The organism is Streptomyces sp. NPDC002809 (genome assembly GCF_040295435.1).
Taxonomy (GTDB): domain Bacteria; phylum Actinomycetota; class Actinomycetes; order Streptomycetales; family Streptomycetaceae; genus Streptomyces.
The window spans coordinates 1-13240 of the sequence record NZ_JBEOVJ010000132.1 but is presented as its reverse complement, the minus strand read 5'-3'; the positions used below and the strand labels follow the sequence as shown (position 1 = coordinate 13240).

General features: G+C 65.5%; 23 protein-coding genes and 1 pseudogene. All 24 read left to right on the top strand.

Annotated features, from left to right (window positions below; genetic code table 11):
- A pseudogene (locus ABT025_RS37995) lies at positions 1 to 820 on the top strand (hypothetical protein); the annotation flags it as partial.
- Positions 821 to 1236: 416 nt separating this feature from the next.
- Positions 1237 to 1545, top strand: a complete 309-nt coding sequence (gene rpsJ / locus ABT025_RS37990) for a 30S ribosomal protein S10 (RefSeq protein WP_003948644.1) — start codon at positions 1237 to 1239, stop codon at positions 1543 to 1545.
- A gap of 14 nt (positions 1546 to 1559) precedes the next feature.
- A complete protein-coding gene (rplC, locus tag ABT025_RS37985; RefSeq protein WP_136328436.1) occupies positions 1560 to 2204 on the top strand; it encodes a 50S ribosomal protein L3 in 645 nt (214 codons plus the stop codon).
- 4 nt (positions 2205 to 2208) lie between these two features.
- Positions 2209 to 2859: a 50S ribosomal protein L4 gene (rplD, locus tag ABT025_RS37980; RefSeq protein WP_326738104.1), complete on the top strand. Its 651-nt coding sequence runs from the start codon at positions 2209 to 2211 to the stop codon at positions 2857 to 2859.
- Positions 2859 to 3182 (top strand): 50S ribosomal protein L23, encoded by a 324-nt coding sequence (gene rplW / locus ABT025_RS37975; RefSeq protein ID WP_014154589.1) that lies wholly within the window; start codon positions 2859 to 2861, stop codon positions 3180 to 3182. The genes rplD and rplW overlap by 1 nt, the downstream gene beginning before the upstream one ends.
- A 39-nt stretch (positions 3183 to 3221) precedes the next feature.
- Positions 3222 to 4058 carry a 50S ribosomal protein L2 gene (gene rplB / locus ABT025_RS37970; protein ID WP_351003257.1) on the top strand — a complete coding sequence of 279 codons (837 nt, stop codon included), beginning with the start codon at positions 3222 to 3224 and terminating at the stop codon, positions 4056 to 4058.
- Positions 4059 to 4070: 12 nt separating this feature from the next.
- Entirely contained in the window at positions 4071 to 4352 is a 282-nt protein-coding gene (gene rpsS / locus ABT025_RS37965; RefSeq protein ID WP_015610726.1) for a 30S ribosomal protein S19, read from the top strand.
- Positions 4353 to 4394: 42 nt separating this feature from the next.
- A complete protein-coding gene (gene rplV, locus ABT025_RS37960) occupies positions 4395 to 4742 on the top strand; it encodes a 50S ribosomal protein L22 (protein WP_026290933.1) in 348 nt (115 codons plus the stop codon).
- Complete coding sequence (gene rpsC, locus ABT025_RS37955; protein ID WP_351003256.1) at positions 4742 to 5581, top strand: 30S ribosomal protein S3; 840 nt, start codon at positions 4742 to 4744, stop codon at positions 5579 to 5581. The genes rplV and rpsC overlap by 1 nt, the downstream gene beginning before the upstream one ends.
- 5 nt (positions 5582 to 5586) lie before the next feature.
- Positions 5587 to 6006, top strand: a complete 420-nt coding sequence (rplP, locus tag ABT025_RS37950; RefSeq protein WP_003966953.1) for a 50S ribosomal protein L16 — start codon at positions 5587 to 5589, stop codon at positions 6004 to 6006.
- Positions 6006 to 6230: a 50S ribosomal protein L29 gene (gene rpmC / locus ABT025_RS37945; protein WP_024494976.1), complete on the top strand. Its 225-nt coding sequence runs from the start codon at positions 6006 to 6008 to the stop codon at positions 6228 to 6230. Before rplP ends, rpmC begins: the two co-directional genes overlap by 1 nt.
- Positions 6230 to 6514: a 30S ribosomal protein S17 gene (gene rpsQ / locus ABT025_RS37940; RefSeq protein WP_073786784.1), complete on the top strand. Its 285-nt coding sequence runs from the start codon at positions 6230 to 6232 to the stop codon at positions 6512 to 6514. The genes rpmC and rpsQ overlap by 1 nt, the downstream gene beginning before the upstream one ends.
- Before the next feature lie 107 nt (positions 6515 to 6621).
- Complete coding sequence (gene rplN / locus ABT025_RS37935) at positions 6622 to 6990, top strand: 50S ribosomal protein L14 (RefSeq protein WP_003966950.1); 369 nt, start codon at positions 6622 to 6624, stop codon at positions 6988 to 6990.
- A gap of 2 nt (positions 6991 to 6992) precedes the next feature.
- Positions 6993 to 7316 carry a 50S ribosomal protein L24 gene (rplX, locus tag ABT025_RS37930; protein WP_018550616.1) on the top strand — a complete coding sequence of 108 codons (324 nt, stop codon included), beginning with the start codon at positions 6993 to 6995 and terminating at the stop codon, positions 7314 to 7316.
- Positions 7316 to 7873, top strand: a complete 558-nt coding sequence (rplE, locus tag ABT025_RS37925) for a 50S ribosomal protein L5 (RefSeq protein WP_018550615.1) — start codon at positions 7316 to 7318, stop codon at positions 7871 to 7873. Before rplX ends, rplE begins: the two co-directional genes overlap by 1 nt.
- Before the next feature lie 2 nt (positions 7874 to 7875).
- Entirely contained in the window at positions 7876 to 8061 is a 186-nt protein-coding gene (locus tag ABT025_RS37920; protein ID WP_003948630.1) for a type Z 30S ribosomal protein S14, read from the top strand.
- 224 nt (positions 8062 to 8285) lie between these two features.
- A complete protein-coding gene (rpsH, locus tag ABT025_RS37915) occupies positions 8286 to 8684 on the top strand; it encodes a 30S ribosomal protein S8 (protein ID WP_014047790.1) in 399 nt (132 codons plus the stop codon).
- A 21-nt stretch (positions 8685 to 8705) separates the two neighbouring features.
- Positions 8706 to 9245 carry a 50S ribosomal protein L6 gene (gene rplF, locus ABT025_RS37910; protein ID WP_326738107.1) on the top strand — a complete coding sequence of 180 codons (540 nt, stop codon included), beginning with the start codon at positions 8706 to 8708 and terminating at the stop codon, positions 9243 to 9245.
- Between the two features lie 2 nt (positions 9246 to 9247).
- Positions 9248 to 9631: a 50S ribosomal protein L18 gene (gene rplR / locus ABT025_RS37905; protein WP_018550612.1), complete on the top strand. Its 384-nt coding sequence runs from the start codon at positions 9248 to 9250 to the stop codon at positions 9629 to 9631.
- 47 nt (positions 9632 to 9678) lie between these two features.
- Entirely contained in the window at positions 9679 to 10284 is a 606-nt protein-coding gene (gene rpsE / locus ABT025_RS37900) for a 30S ribosomal protein S5 (RefSeq protein ID WP_018101216.1), read from the top strand.
- A complete protein-coding gene (gene rpmD, locus ABT025_RS37895) occupies positions 10284 to 10466 on the top strand; it encodes a 50S ribosomal protein L30 (protein ID WP_018550611.1) in 183 nt (60 codons plus the stop codon). The genes rpsE and rpmD overlap by 1 nt, the downstream gene beginning before the upstream one ends.
- 1 nt (position 10467) lies before the next feature.
- A complete protein-coding gene (gene rplO / locus ABT025_RS37890) occupies positions 10468 to 10923 on the top strand; it encodes a 50S ribosomal protein L15 (protein WP_018550610.1) in 456 nt (151 codons plus the stop codon).
- A gap of 224 nt (positions 10924 to 11147) precedes the next feature.
- A complete protein-coding gene (gene secY / locus ABT025_RS37885) occupies positions 11148 to 12467 on the top strand; it encodes a preprotein translocase subunit SecY (protein WP_351003254.1) in 1320 nt (439 codons plus the stop codon).
- On the top strand, positions 12467 to 13123 hold the full coding sequence (locus ABT025_RS37880) for an adenylate kinase (protein WP_351003252.1): 657 nt from the start codon (positions 12467 to 12469) through the stop codon (positions 13121 to 13123). Before secY ends, ABT025_RS37880 begins: the two co-directional genes overlap by 1 nt.
- The last annotated feature ends 117 nt before the right edge of the window (positions 13124 to 13240 follow it).

Sequence of the window (13240 nt, the reverse complement as noted above, 5' to 3'; positions counted from 1 at the left end):
CGTCCTACCGCTCCCCGTTCGACGAGGCCCCTCGCACGCCGTCCCCCTCCTTCCGGGTACAACCAGCAGCAGCGACGGGGCGGGGCTGCCCACCCGTGCTCATCCGTTCCGCGGCTCGCCCGCCGAGCGGTGGGCCGAGGGTGCGGACGCCATCGAGCTGCCGAAGGCGAATGCGGTGGGCGGGATGAGCAAGGCGGACGTGGTCCTGGCCCTGCGCCGCACCAAGGAGTTCCTGGTCGACGCCAACCTCAACCCGGCCGTACTGCGGGGCGGGCAGCCCGCCACCGCGATGTCCCTGCTCGACCCGAAGCAGCCGGACATGCTGCCGCAGGTGCGGCAGGCGCTGCGCGCCCCGTCCGAGAAGCACGACCCGCTGAACTGGGTGAGCCGCTTCGACCCTGACGAGGTGGCCCTGGCCGGTGATGTGGTCAAGGTTCGAGGCCATCTGACGTTCTCCGCCGGGGAGCCGGGCGAGGTGCGGGTGCACGCCGACTACACCTTCGTCTATCCGCTCGTCCGGGCCGGCGGTGACGACGCCGACGCCGTCGCAGCGCGGACGATCGTCCGCCGCGACCTGACTGTGAGCCTGTCGGACCCCCGTAGGTGGATCGCGACGAAGGGCATGCTCCAGCTCGGGACGTCCCCCTCCTATTTCTTCAACAACGAGTGCGGGGTATACGACGGGTACCTCCACCCCGTCTTCCCGGGCACGGCGGCTACCGGCGCCCCCGCCACCGGCCCGGCCAAGGACCCCTACGACCGCAGCCGGTCCCTCCTGGAGGAGGACCTCGAGGGCTGCGGTACGAACATCCGCGACTGACACCGCCGTCGGCGGGAGCGTGCCCGCGTTTGACCATCGATCCGCGGGGGGTAAGATCCTCCGCCCGATTGGCCAGGCTCGTGCCCCGTATGGCACACTGACCAGGTTGCTCGGTTGAGTGTCAATGCTGCGCGCCTCCCGCCGGGAGGACCGGAAGCGAGTCCCACAGTACTCGTCGGCCCTGTAAGGGCCGGACGTACGGGAATCTTTCGGGAAGCGCATGTGTGGCACCGGCCAGGCGCCCGGTGGGGTTCCACCCCCGGCAGCGCGGTCTCAGGCCCGCACCCCCTTGGTTGGGAAATCCTTCGGGATTTTTTCGTAGAGGGGATGCGACACGCCCGACCGCGTGGGTCGGAGGAGGAGTTACCAGAACCTCGGGTTCCAGAGCGTTACGAGAGACAGGACTACTAGTAGCCATGGCGGGACAGAAGATCCGCATCCGGCTCAAGGCCTACGACCACGAGGTCATCGACTCCTCGGCGAAGAAGATCGTCGAGACGGTGACCCGCACTGGTGCGTCGGTCGCGGGCCCGGTGCCGCTGCCCACTGAGAAGAACGTGTACTGCGTCATCAAGTCGCCGCACAAGTACAAGGACTCTCGCGAGCACTTCGAGATGCGCACGCACAAGCGCCTCATCGACATTCTCGACCCCACGCCGAAGACGGTTGACTCGCTGATGCGCCTCGACCTGCCGGCTGGCGTCGACATCGAGATCAAGCTCTGAGGGGACGGGCCGAGATGAGCAAGAACATCAAGGGCGTCCTGGGCGAGAAGCTCGGCATGACCCAGGTCTGGGACGAGAACAACCGGGTTGTCCCGGTGACCGTCGTCAAGGCCGGGCCGTGCGTCGTGACGCAGGTTCGTACGAACGACAGCGACGGCTACGAGTCGGTCCAGATCGCCTTCGGCGAGATCGACCCGCGCAAGGTGAACAAGCCCCTCAAGGGTCACTTCGCCAAGGCCGACGTGACCCCCCGCCGCCACCTGGTGGAGCTCCGCACCCCTGACGCCAGCGAGTACACGCTGGGCCAGGAGATCACCGCCCAGGTGTTCGAGTCCGGCGTCAAGGTTGACGTCACGGGCAAGAGCAAGGGCAAGGGCTTCGCCGGTGTCATGAAGCGTCACAACTTCAAGGGGCTCGGCGCCGGTCACGGCGTCCAGCGCAAGCACCGTTCCCCCGGTTCGATCGGTGGCTGCGCCACCCCTGGGCGTGTCTTCAAGGGCATGCGCATGGCCGGCCGGATGGGCAACGAGCGCGTCACCACCCAGAACCTGACCATCCACGCGGTTGACGCGGAGAAGGGTCTGCTGCTCATCAAGGGCGCAGTCCCCGGTCCGAACGGCGGCCTCGTCCTGGTCCGTACCGCGGCCAAGGGGGCTTGAGGTAATGAGCACCATTGACATCCTTTCGCCGGCAGGCGACAAGGCCGGTACCGTCGAGCTCCCCGCGGAGATCTTCGACGCGAAGACCAGCGTTCCGCTGATCCACCAGGTCGTTGTCGCACAGCTGGCAGCTGCCCGTCAGGGCACGCACTCGACCAAGCGCCGCGGTGAAGTCCGTGGTGGTGGCCGTAAGCCGTACCGCCAGAAGGGCACCGGCCGCGCCCGCCAGGGTTCGACCCGTGCGCCGCAGTTCGTCGGCGGTGGCGTCGTGCACGGCCCCAAGCCGCGCGACTACTCGCAGCGCACCCCGAAGAAGATGAAGGCCGCCGCCCTGCGCGGTGCCCTCTCGGACCGGGCGCGTCACTCCCGCATCCACGTCGTCACCGGCGTGGTCGAGAGCGGTATCTCCACCAAGGCCGTCAAGACGCTGCTCGGCAAGATCTCGGAGCGCAACAACGTGCTCCTGGTCGTCGAGCGCAACGACGAGGCCGCGTGGCTCTCCGCACGCAACCTGCCCCAGGTGCACATCCTGGACCCGGGCCAGCTGAACACGTACGACGTGATCGTCTCTGACGACGTGGTCTTCACCCAGGCCGCTTTCGAGTCCTTCGTGTCTGGCCCCCAGACCGCTGAGACCGAAGGGAGCGACGCCTGATGAGTGAGGCGACCGTTACCAGCAAGACCTACTCCGACCCGCGTGACGTTCTCGTCAAGCCGGTTGTTTCGGAGAAGAGCTACGCGCTGCTCGACGAGAACAAGTACACGTTCATCGTCGCGCCCGGCTCCAACAAGACCCAGATCAAGCAGGCCGTGGAAGCGGTCTTCTCGGTCAAGGTCACCGGGGTCAACACGATCAACCGTCAGGGTAAGCGCAAGCGCACCAAGACCGGTTTCGGCAAGCGCGCTGACACCAAGCGCGCCATCGTGACCCTCGCTGAGGGCGACCGTATCGACATCTTCGGCGGCCCGACCTCCTAGTGGAGGTCGAGTCGTCCGGAATCGGACGAGGACTGAGAAATGGGTATCCGCAAGTACAAGCCGACGACCCCGGGCCGTCGTGGCTCCAGCGTCGCCGACTTTGTCGAGATCACGCGGTCCACGCCGGAGAAGTCGCTGGTCCGCCCCCTGCACAGCAAGGGCGGCCGTAACAACACCGGTCGTGTGACCGTTCGCCACCAGGGTGGTGGCCACAAGCGCGCCTACCGCGTGATCGACTTCCGTCGTCACGACAAGGACGGCGTGCCGGCCAAGGTCGCGCACATCGAGTACGACCCGAACCGCACCGCGCGCATCGCGCTCCTGCACTACGCGGACGGCGAGAAGCGCTACATCATCGCGCCGCGTGGCCTGTCGCAGGGTGACCGTGTCGAGAACGGCCCGGCCGCCGACATCAAGCCCGGCAACAACCTGGCGCTGCGCAACATCCCGGTCGGTACGACCATCCACGCCATCGAGCTGCGGCCCGGCGGCGGCGCGAAGTTCGCCCGTTCCGCGGGTGCCTCCGTGCAGCTGCTGGCGAAGGAGGGCACCATGGCCCACCTTCGTATGCCGTCGGGTGAGATCCGCCTGGTCGACGCCCGCTGCCGCGCCACGATTGGCGAGGTCGGCAACGCCGAGCAGTCGAACATCAACTGGGGCAAGGCCGGTCGCATGCGCTGGAAGGGCGTTCGCCCGTCCGTCCGCGGTGTTGCGATGAACCCGGTCGACCACCCGCACGGTGGTGGTGAAGGCAAGACCTCCGGTGGACGTCACCCGGTCTCGCCGTGGGGTCAGAAGGAGGGTCGTACTCGCTCGCCGAAGAAGGCATCGAGCAAGTACATCGTCCGCCGCCGCAAGACGAACAAGAAGCGCTAGGAGCGGGTTTAGATGCCGCGCAGTCTCAAGAAGGGGCCCTTCGTCGACGGCCACCTCGTCAAGAAGGTGGACGTCCAGAACGAAGCTGGCACCAAGAACGTCATCAAGACCTGGTCCCGTCGCTCGATGATCATCCCGGCCATGCTGGGTCACACCATCGCGGTGCACAACGGCAAGATCCACGTCCCGGTGTTCGTCACCGAGTCGATGGTCGGCCACAAGCTCGGCGAGTTCTCGCCGACTCGCACCTTCCGCGGCCACGTCAAGGACGACCGGAAGTCGAAGCGCCGCTAGCGCGGGGTGGAAACGACTATGACTCACACCGAAGGGACAACCATGGAAGCCAGGGCCCAGGCGCGGTACATCCGCGTCACGCCCATGAAGGCCCGCCGAGTGGTGGACCTCATCCGTGGCATGGATGCCACGGAGGCTCAGGCGGTCCTGCGTTTCGCCCCGCAGGCCGCGAGCGTGCCGGTTGGCAAGGTGCTTGACAGCGCCATCGCCAACGCTGCACACAACTACGACCACCCTGACGCCTCTTCGCTGGTCATCAGCGAGGCGTACGTGGACGAGGGCCCGACCCTGAAGCGGTTCCGTCCGCGTGCTCAGGGCCGTGCCTACCGGATCCGTAAGCGGACCAGCCACATCACCGTGGTCGTCAGCAGCAAGGAAGGAACCCGGTAATGGGCCAGAAGGTAAACCCGCACGGGTTCCGGCTCGGCATTACCACGGACTTCAAGTCCCGTTGGTACGCCGACAAGCTGTACAAGGACTACGTCAAGGAAGACGTTGCCATTCGTCGCATGATGACGAAGGGCATGGAGCGAGCCGGCATCTCGAAGGTTGAGATCGAGCGCACCCGCGACCGCGTCCGCGTTGACATCCACACCGCCCGCCCGGGCATCGTCATCGGCCGCCGCGGCGCCGAGGCCGACCGCATCCGTGGCGAGCTGGAGAAGCTGACCGGCAAGCAGGTCCAGCTGAACATCCTCGAGGTCAAGAACCCCGAGGTGGACGCTCAGCTGGTGGCCCAGGCCGTCGCCGAGCAGCTCTCCTCCCGCGTCTCCTTCCGTCGTGCCATGCGCAAGAGCATGCAGAGCACGATGAAGGCCGGCGCCAAGGGCATCAAGATCCAGTGCGGCGGTCGCCTCGGCGGCGCCGAGATGTCCCGCTCGGAGTTCTACCGCGAGGGCCGCGTGCCCCTGCACACCCTCCGTGCGAACGTCGACTACGGCTTCTTCGAGGCCAAGACGACCTTCGGCCGCATCGGCGTGAAGGTCTGGATCTACAAGGGCGACGTCAAGAACATCGCCGAGGTCCGCGCCGAGAACGCTGCTGCCCGTGCGGGCAACCGCCCGGCCCGTGGCGGCGCTGACCGTCCGGCCGGCCGCGGTGGCCGCGGTGGCAGCGAGCGTGGCGGTCGCGGCCGCAAGCCGCAGCAGTCGGCTCCGGCCGCCGAGGCCCCCAAGGCCGAGGCGACCGCCGCTGCTCCGGCGGCTGAGAGCACCGGAACGGAGGCCTGACCGAAATGCTGATCCCCCGTAGGGTCAAGCACCGCAAGCAGCACCACCCGAAGCGCAGCGGTATGTCCAAGGGTGGCACGCAGGTTGCGTTCGGCGAGTACGGCATCCAGGCGCTGACCCCGGCGTACGTGACGAACCGTCAGATCGAGTCCGCTCGTATCGCGATGACCCGTCACATCAAGCGTGGCGGCAAGGTCTGGATCAACATCTACCCGGACCGTCCCCTGACGAAGAAGCCTGCCGAGACCCGCATGGGTTCCGGTAAGGGTTCTCCCGAGTGGTGGATCGCGAACGTCAAGCCCGGTCGGGTGATGTTCGAGCTGTCCTACCCGAACGAGAAGATTGCTCGTGAGGCGCTCACCCGCGCTGCTCACAAGCTTCCGATGAAGTGCCGGATTGTTCGGCGCGAGGCAGGTGAGTCGTGATGTCGGCCGGTACCAAGACGTCCGAGCTGCGCGAGCTGGGCAACGAGGAGCTCCTCAACAAGCTCCGCGAGGCCAAGGAAGAGCTGTTCAACCTCCGCTTCCAGGCGGCGACCGGACAGCTCGAGAACCACGGCCGGCTCAAGTCCGTCCGTAAGGACATCGCCCGGATCTACACCCTGATGCGTGAGCGCGAGCTCGGCATCGAGACGGTGGAGAGCGTCTGATGAGCGAGAAGACTGTGACTGAGACGAACACCGACCGCGGTTTCCGCAAGACCCGTGAGGGTCTGGTCGTCAGCGACAAGATGGACAAGACCGTCGTCGTCGCTGTCGAGGACCGCGTCAAGCACGCGCTGTACGGCAAGGTCATCCGCCGTACGAACAAGCTCAAGGCTCACGACGAGCAGAACGCCGCCGGCGTCGGCGACCGTGTCCTCCTCATGGAGACCCGGCCGCTGTCCGCCACGAAGCGGTGGCGCATCGTCGAGATCCTCGAGAAGGCCAAGTAATTCCTGAGGGGCTTCCCCTTCAGGCAGGTTCCGCCAGGCTCGGCGGGGGTTCGCTCCGGTAACGGAGCGGCCCCCGCCGGGAACCGGCAGACGATCAGGAGATAGACGTGATCCAGCAGGAGTCGCGACTGCGCGTCGCCGACAACACGGGTGCGAAGGAAATTCTCACCATCCGTGTTCTCGGTGGCTCGGGTCGCCGCTACGCGGGCATCGGTGACGTCATCGTCGCCACCGTCAAGGACGCGATCCCCGGTGGCAACGTGAAGAAGGGTGACGTCGTCAAGGCCGTCATCGTTCGCACCGTCAAGGAGCGTCGTCGTCAGGATGGCTCGTACATCCGCTTCGACGAGAACGCCGCCGTCATTCTGAAGAACGACGGCGACCCCCGCGGCACCCGTATCTTCGGCCCGGTGGGCCGTGAGCTGCGCGAGAAGAAGTTCATGAAGATCATCTCGCTCGCGCCGGAGGTGCTGTAAGCATGAAGATCAAGAAGGGCGACCTGGTTCAGGTCATCACCGGTAAGGACAAGGGCAAGCAGGGCAAGGTCATCGTTGCCTACCCTGCTCAGGACCGCGTCCTCGTCGAGGGTGTCAACCGGGTCAAGAAGCACACGAAGGCCGGTCAGACCGCTCGCGGTTCGCAGACCGGTGGCATTGTGACGACCGAGGCTCCGGTCCACGTCAGCAACGTGCAGCTGGTTGTTGAGAAGGACGGCAACAAGGTCGTTACTCGCGTCGGCTACCGCTTTGACGACGAGGGCAACAAGATCCGCGTTGCCAAGCGCACCGGTGAGGACATCTGATGACTACCACCACTGCGCCGCGTCTCAAGACGCGCTACCGCGAGGAAATCGCCGGCAAGCTGCGTGAGGAGTTCTCCTACGAGAACGTCATGCAGATTCCCGGTCTGGTCAAGATCGTGGTCAACATGGGTGTGGGCGACGCCGCCCGCGACTCCAAGCTGATCGATGGCGCCGTGCGCGACCTCACCACGATCACCGGTCAGAAGCCGGCCGTCACCAAGGCCCGCAAGTCGATCGCGCAGTTCAAGCTGCGCGAGGGGCAGCCGATCGGCTGCCACGTCACCCTCCGTGGTGACCGCATGTGGGAGTTCCTGGACCGTACGCTGTCGCTCGCGCTTCCGCGTATCCGTGACTTCCGTGGCCTGTCGCCGAAGCAGTTCGACGGCCGTGGCAACTACACCTTCGGTCTCACGGAGCAGGTCATGTTCCACGAGATCGACCAGGACAAGATCGACCGGGTCCGGGGCATGGACATCACCGTGGTCACCACGGCGACCAATGACGACGAGGGTCGTGCCCTCCTTCGTCACCTCGGCTTCCCGTTCAAGGAGAACTGACCGTGGCGAAGAAGGCTCTGATCGCTAAGGCCGCCCGTAAGCCGAAGTTCGGCGTTCGCGGGTACACCCGCTGCCAGCGCTGCGGCCGGCCCCACTCCGTCTACCGCAAGTTCGGCCTGTGCCGCGTGTGCCTTCGTGAGATGGCTCACCGTGGCGAGCTGCCGGGCGTGACCAAGAGCTCCTGGTAATTCTCCTTCGCCCTTTGGGCGTTGGGAATCACCGGAGACTCTCGGTAAGCATCTGGTCGGCAGGAGCCCGCTCTCACATGCCGTAGGCTTGTGGGGTTGGGCGCCTGCCGCCCAAGACCGACTTACTACGCCGTAGGTCCCCGCACCGCACCCGTCCTGCCTCTGAGTAGGGAGAGGGATGGCGCATACAGGAAACCCCGGCGAGAGAGGCCGAAGGCCAACTCATGACCATGACTGATCCCATCGCAGACATGCTCACGCGTCTGCGTAACGCGAACTCGGCGTATCACGACGACGTGTCGATGCCGCACAGCAAGATCAAGTCGCACATCGCGGAGATCCTCCAGCAGGAGGGCTTCATCACGGGCTGGAAGGTCGAGGACGCCGAGGTTGGCAAGAACCTCGTCCTCGAGCTGAAGTTCGGCCCGAACCGCGAGCGCTCGATCGCCGGCATCAAGCGAATCTCGAAGCCGGGTCTGCGTGTATACGCAAAGTCCACCAATCTGCCGAAGGTTCTCGGCGGCCTGGGCGTGGCGATCATCTCCACGTCCCACGGTCTCCTGACCGGCCAGCAGGCCAGCAAGAAGGGCGTAGGTGGGGAAGTCCTCGCCTACGTCTGGTAGTCGGGAACGGAGGAATAGCTCATGTCGCGAATCGGCAAGCTCCCCATCCAGGTTCCCGCCGGTGTGGACGTCACCATCGATGGCCGCACGGTCGCGGTGAAGGGGCCCAAGGGCACCCTCTCGCACACCGTCGCGTCGCCGATCGAGGTCACCAAGGGTGAGGACGGCGTCCTGAACGTCGCCCGCCCGAACGACGAGCGTCAGAACAAGGCCCTTCACGGCCTGTCCCGCACGCTGGTGGCGAACATGATCACCGGTGTGACCCAGGGATACATCAAGGCGCTCGAGATCAGTGGTGTCGGTTACCGCGTCCAGGCGAAGGGCTCCAATCTGGAGTTCGCCCTGGGCTACAGCCACCCGATCCTGATCGAGGCCCCGGAGGGCATCACCTTCAAGGTGGAGTCCCCCACGAAGTTCACCGTCGAGGGCATCGACAAGCAGAAGGTCGGCGAGACCGCGGCCAAGATCCGCAAGCTGCGGAAGCCTGACCCGTACAAGGCCAAGGGCGTCAAGTACGCCGGCGAGGTCATCCGCCGCAAGGTCGGAAAGGCTGGTAAGTAGCGATGGCATACGGCGTAAAGATCGCCAAGGGCGACGCGTACAAGCGTGCAGCCCTCAAGCGTCGCCACATCCGCGTCCGCAAGCACATCTCCGGTTCGCCGGAGCGTCCGCGCTTGGTTGTGACGCGTTCCAACCGCCACATGGTGGCTCAGGTCATCGACGACATCGCGGGCCACACGCTCGCGTCGGCGTCGACCCTGGACGTCTCCATCCGTGGTGGCGAGGGCGACAAGAGCAGCCAGGCCAAGCAGGTCGGCGCCCTGGTCGCTGAGCGTGCCAAGGCCGCAGGCGTCGAGGCCGTCGTGTTTGACCGCGGTGGTAACCAGTACGCCGGGCGGATTGCCGCTCTGGCTGACGCCGCCCGTGAAGCCGGGCTGAAGTTCTAAGCCCCGGTTCCTACGCACAGCGGACGTAACAGAGAGAGGTAAATCCAATGGCTGGACCCCAGCGCCGCGGAAGCGGTGCCGGTGGCGGCGAGCGGCGGGACCGGAAGGGCCGTGACGGCGGCGCAGCTGCCGCCGAGAAGACCGCGTACGTCGAGCGCGTCGTCGCGATCAACCGTGTCGCCAAGGTTGTGAAGGGTGGTCGTCGCTTCAGCTTCACCGCGCTGGTCGTGGTGGGCGATGGTGACGGCACCGTCGGTGTCGGTTACGGCAAGGCCAAGGAAGTTCCCGCGGCCATTGCCAAGGGCGTGGAAGAAGCCAAGAAGAACTTCTTCAAGGTTCCGCGTATCCAGGGCACCATCCCTCACCCGATCCAGGGCGAGAAGGCTGCGGGCGTCGTTCTGCTCAAGCCTGCTTCCCCCGGTACCGGTGTTATCGCCGGTGGCCCGGTGCGCGCCGTTCTGGAGTGCGCCGGCGTTCACGACATCCTGTCGAAGTCGCTCGGTTCGTCGAACCCGATCAACATCGTGCACGCGACCGTGGCGGCCCTTCAGGGCCTGCAGCGTCCCGAGGAGATCGCGGCTCGCCGTGGTCTGCCCCTCGAGGACGTCGCCCCCGCGGCTCTGCTTCGTGCTCGTGCGGGAGCGGGTGCGTAATGGCCCGTCTCAAGATCACGCAGACGAAGTCGTACATCGGCAGCAAGCAGAACCACCGCGACACCCTGCGTTCGCTCGGGCTCAAGCGCCTGCACGACGTGGTTGTCAAGGAGGACCGCCCCGAGTTCCGCGGAATGGTTCACACCGTCCGCCACCTCGTGACGGTTGAGGAGGTCGACTGACATGGCGGAGAACAAGCCGCTGAAGGCGCATGACCTCCGGCCTGCCCCGGGTGCCAAGACCGCCAAGACCCGTGTGGGTCGTGGTGAGGCATCCAAGGGTAAGACCGCTGGTCGTGGTACCAAGGGCACCAAGGCCCGTTACCAGGTTCCGGAGCGCTTCGAGGGTGGCCAGATGCCCCTCCACATGCGTCTCCCGAAGCTCAAGGGCTTCAAGAACCCGTTCCGCACCGAGTACCAGGTCGTGAACCTGGACAAGCTCGCGACGCTCTACCCCGAGGGTGGAGAGGTCACGGTGGCCGATCTGGTCGCCAAGGGCGCTGTGCGTAACAACCACCTCGTCAAGGTCCTCGGACAGGGCGAGATCTCCGTGGCACTGCAGGTTTCGGTTGACGCCGTTTCCGGCTCCGCCAAGGAGAAGATTGCCGCTGCCGGCGGCACCGTCACCGAGCTCGTCTGAGACAACTCGGACCATTCGGTGGCCTGAACATCCGACCGGGGATGCCTCTCATATGGGGCATCCCCGGTTGGTCGTTCCTAGGGGGGCATGTACGCCGGTAAGGTGGCGTCCGTTGCTGTGATATCCCCCTGGGCGCAAGCGTCCGGGGACCTTTGACTGTTACGTATTCGTCGATCCTCAAGACCGTCACCTCTACGCATTGCGCGGGGGTCGCAGGAGGCACCGTGCTCACCGCGTTCGCCCGGGCGTTCAAGACGCCCGACCTGCGCAAGAAGCTGTTCTTCACGCTCGGCATCATCGTGCTCTACCGGCTCGGGGCACACATCCCTGTACCGGGAGTGAGCTACGAGAACGTCCAGACCTGTGTTGATCAGGCAAGTAAGGGCAACAACAGCCTCTTCGGCCTGGTGAACATGTTCAGCGGTGGTGCACTGCTGCAGATCACGATCTTCGCGCTCGGCATCATGCCGTACATCACGGCCAGCATCATTCTTCAGCTGCTGACCGTGGTGATTCCCCGACTCGAGGCGCTCAAGAAGGAGGGGCAGTCCGGCCAGGCCAAGATCACGCAGTACACGCGTTATCTGACGGTCGCACTCGCCATCCTGCAGGGCACGGGCCTGGTGGCCACCGCACGCAGCGGTGCGCTCTTCAGCGGCTGCCCCGTCGCCGACCAGATCGTTCCCAACCAGTCGATGTTCACCACGGTCGTCATGGTCATCACGATGACCGCCGGCACCGCCGCCGTCATGTGGCTCGGTGAGCTCATCACCGACCGCGGCATCGGCAACGGCATGTCGATCCTGATGTTCATCTCGATCGCCGCCAGCTTCCCCGGCGCCCTGTGGGCCATCAAGACGAGCGGCAAGCTCGCGGACGGCTGGATCGAGTTCGGCACCGTCATCCTGATCGGCTTCGTGATGGTGGCCCTCGTCGTCTTCGTCGAGCAGGCCCAGCGCCGCATCCCGGTGCAGTACGCGAAGCGCATGATCGGACGCCGGTCGTACGGTGGTACGTCCACCTACATCCCGCTGAAGGTGAACCAGGCGGGTGTGATCCCCGTCATCTTCGCTTCTTCGCTGCTCTACATCCCGGCCCTGATCGTCCAGTTCTCCAACTCCACCGCGGGCTGGGCGACCTGGATCCAGGACCACTTCGTCAAGGGCACGCACCCGTACTACTTGACGACGTACTTCCTGTTGATCGTCTTCTTCGCCTTCTTCTACGTGGCGATTTCGTTCAACCCCGAGGAAGTCGCCGACAACATGAAGAAGTATGGTGGCTTCGTCCCGGGTATCCGGGCCGGTCGACCTACTGCCGAGTACCTGAGCTACGTGCTCAACAGGATCACTTGGCCGGGATCGCTGTACCTGGGTCTGATCGCTCTTGTGCCGACGATGGCGTTGGCGGGCTTCGGTGGCGCGAACCAGAACTTCCCGTTCGGCGGGACGAGCATCCTGATCATCGTGGGTGTGGGTCTGGAGACCGTGAAGCAGATCGAGAGTCAGCTCCAGCAGCGCAATTACGAAGGGTTCCTCCGCTGATGCGAATCGTCCTCGTCGGCCCGCCGGGTGCCGGCAAGGGAACGCAGGCTGCGTACCTTGCCAAGAACCTGTCGATTCCGCACATCTCCACGGGCGACCTCTTCCGCGCCAACATCAGCCAGGGCACCGACCTTGGCAAGCAGGCCCGCGCCTACATGGACGAGGGCCAGTTGGTACCGGACGAGGTCACGATCGGGATGGCCAAGGACCGCATGTCCCAGCCGGACGCGGTCAACGGCTTCCTGCTCGACGGCTTCCCGCGCAACGTGGGTCAGGCCGAGGCTCTCGATGTGATGCTCAAGGACGAGGGCGTAAAGCTGGACGCGGTACTCGACCTCGAGGTCCCCGAGGACGAGGTCGTGAAGCGGATCGCGGGCCGCCGGGTCTGCCGCAACGAGAGCGCGCACGTGTTCCACGTGACGTACAACCCGCCGAAGACCGAGGGTGTCTGCGACACCTGTGGCGGCGAGCTGTACCAGCGCGACGACGACAGCGAAGAGACGGTCCGCACCCGGCTCGAGGTCTACCACACGCAGACCGAGCCGATCATCGACTACTACAGGGCGCAGAACCTGGTGGTCACCATCTCCGCGCTCGGCAAGGTCACCGATGTGACCGAGCGGGCCATGGAGGCTCTGAAGTCCGACAAGGGCTGAGAGCACACCCGTAGTACTTGCAGTGCAGTCGGGGGGGGGGGGGCGCGGGGGGGCCCGCCCCCCCCGGCCGCATCTGATCGCGATGGTCCACGAACGGGGACTGACGGAACGGATGTT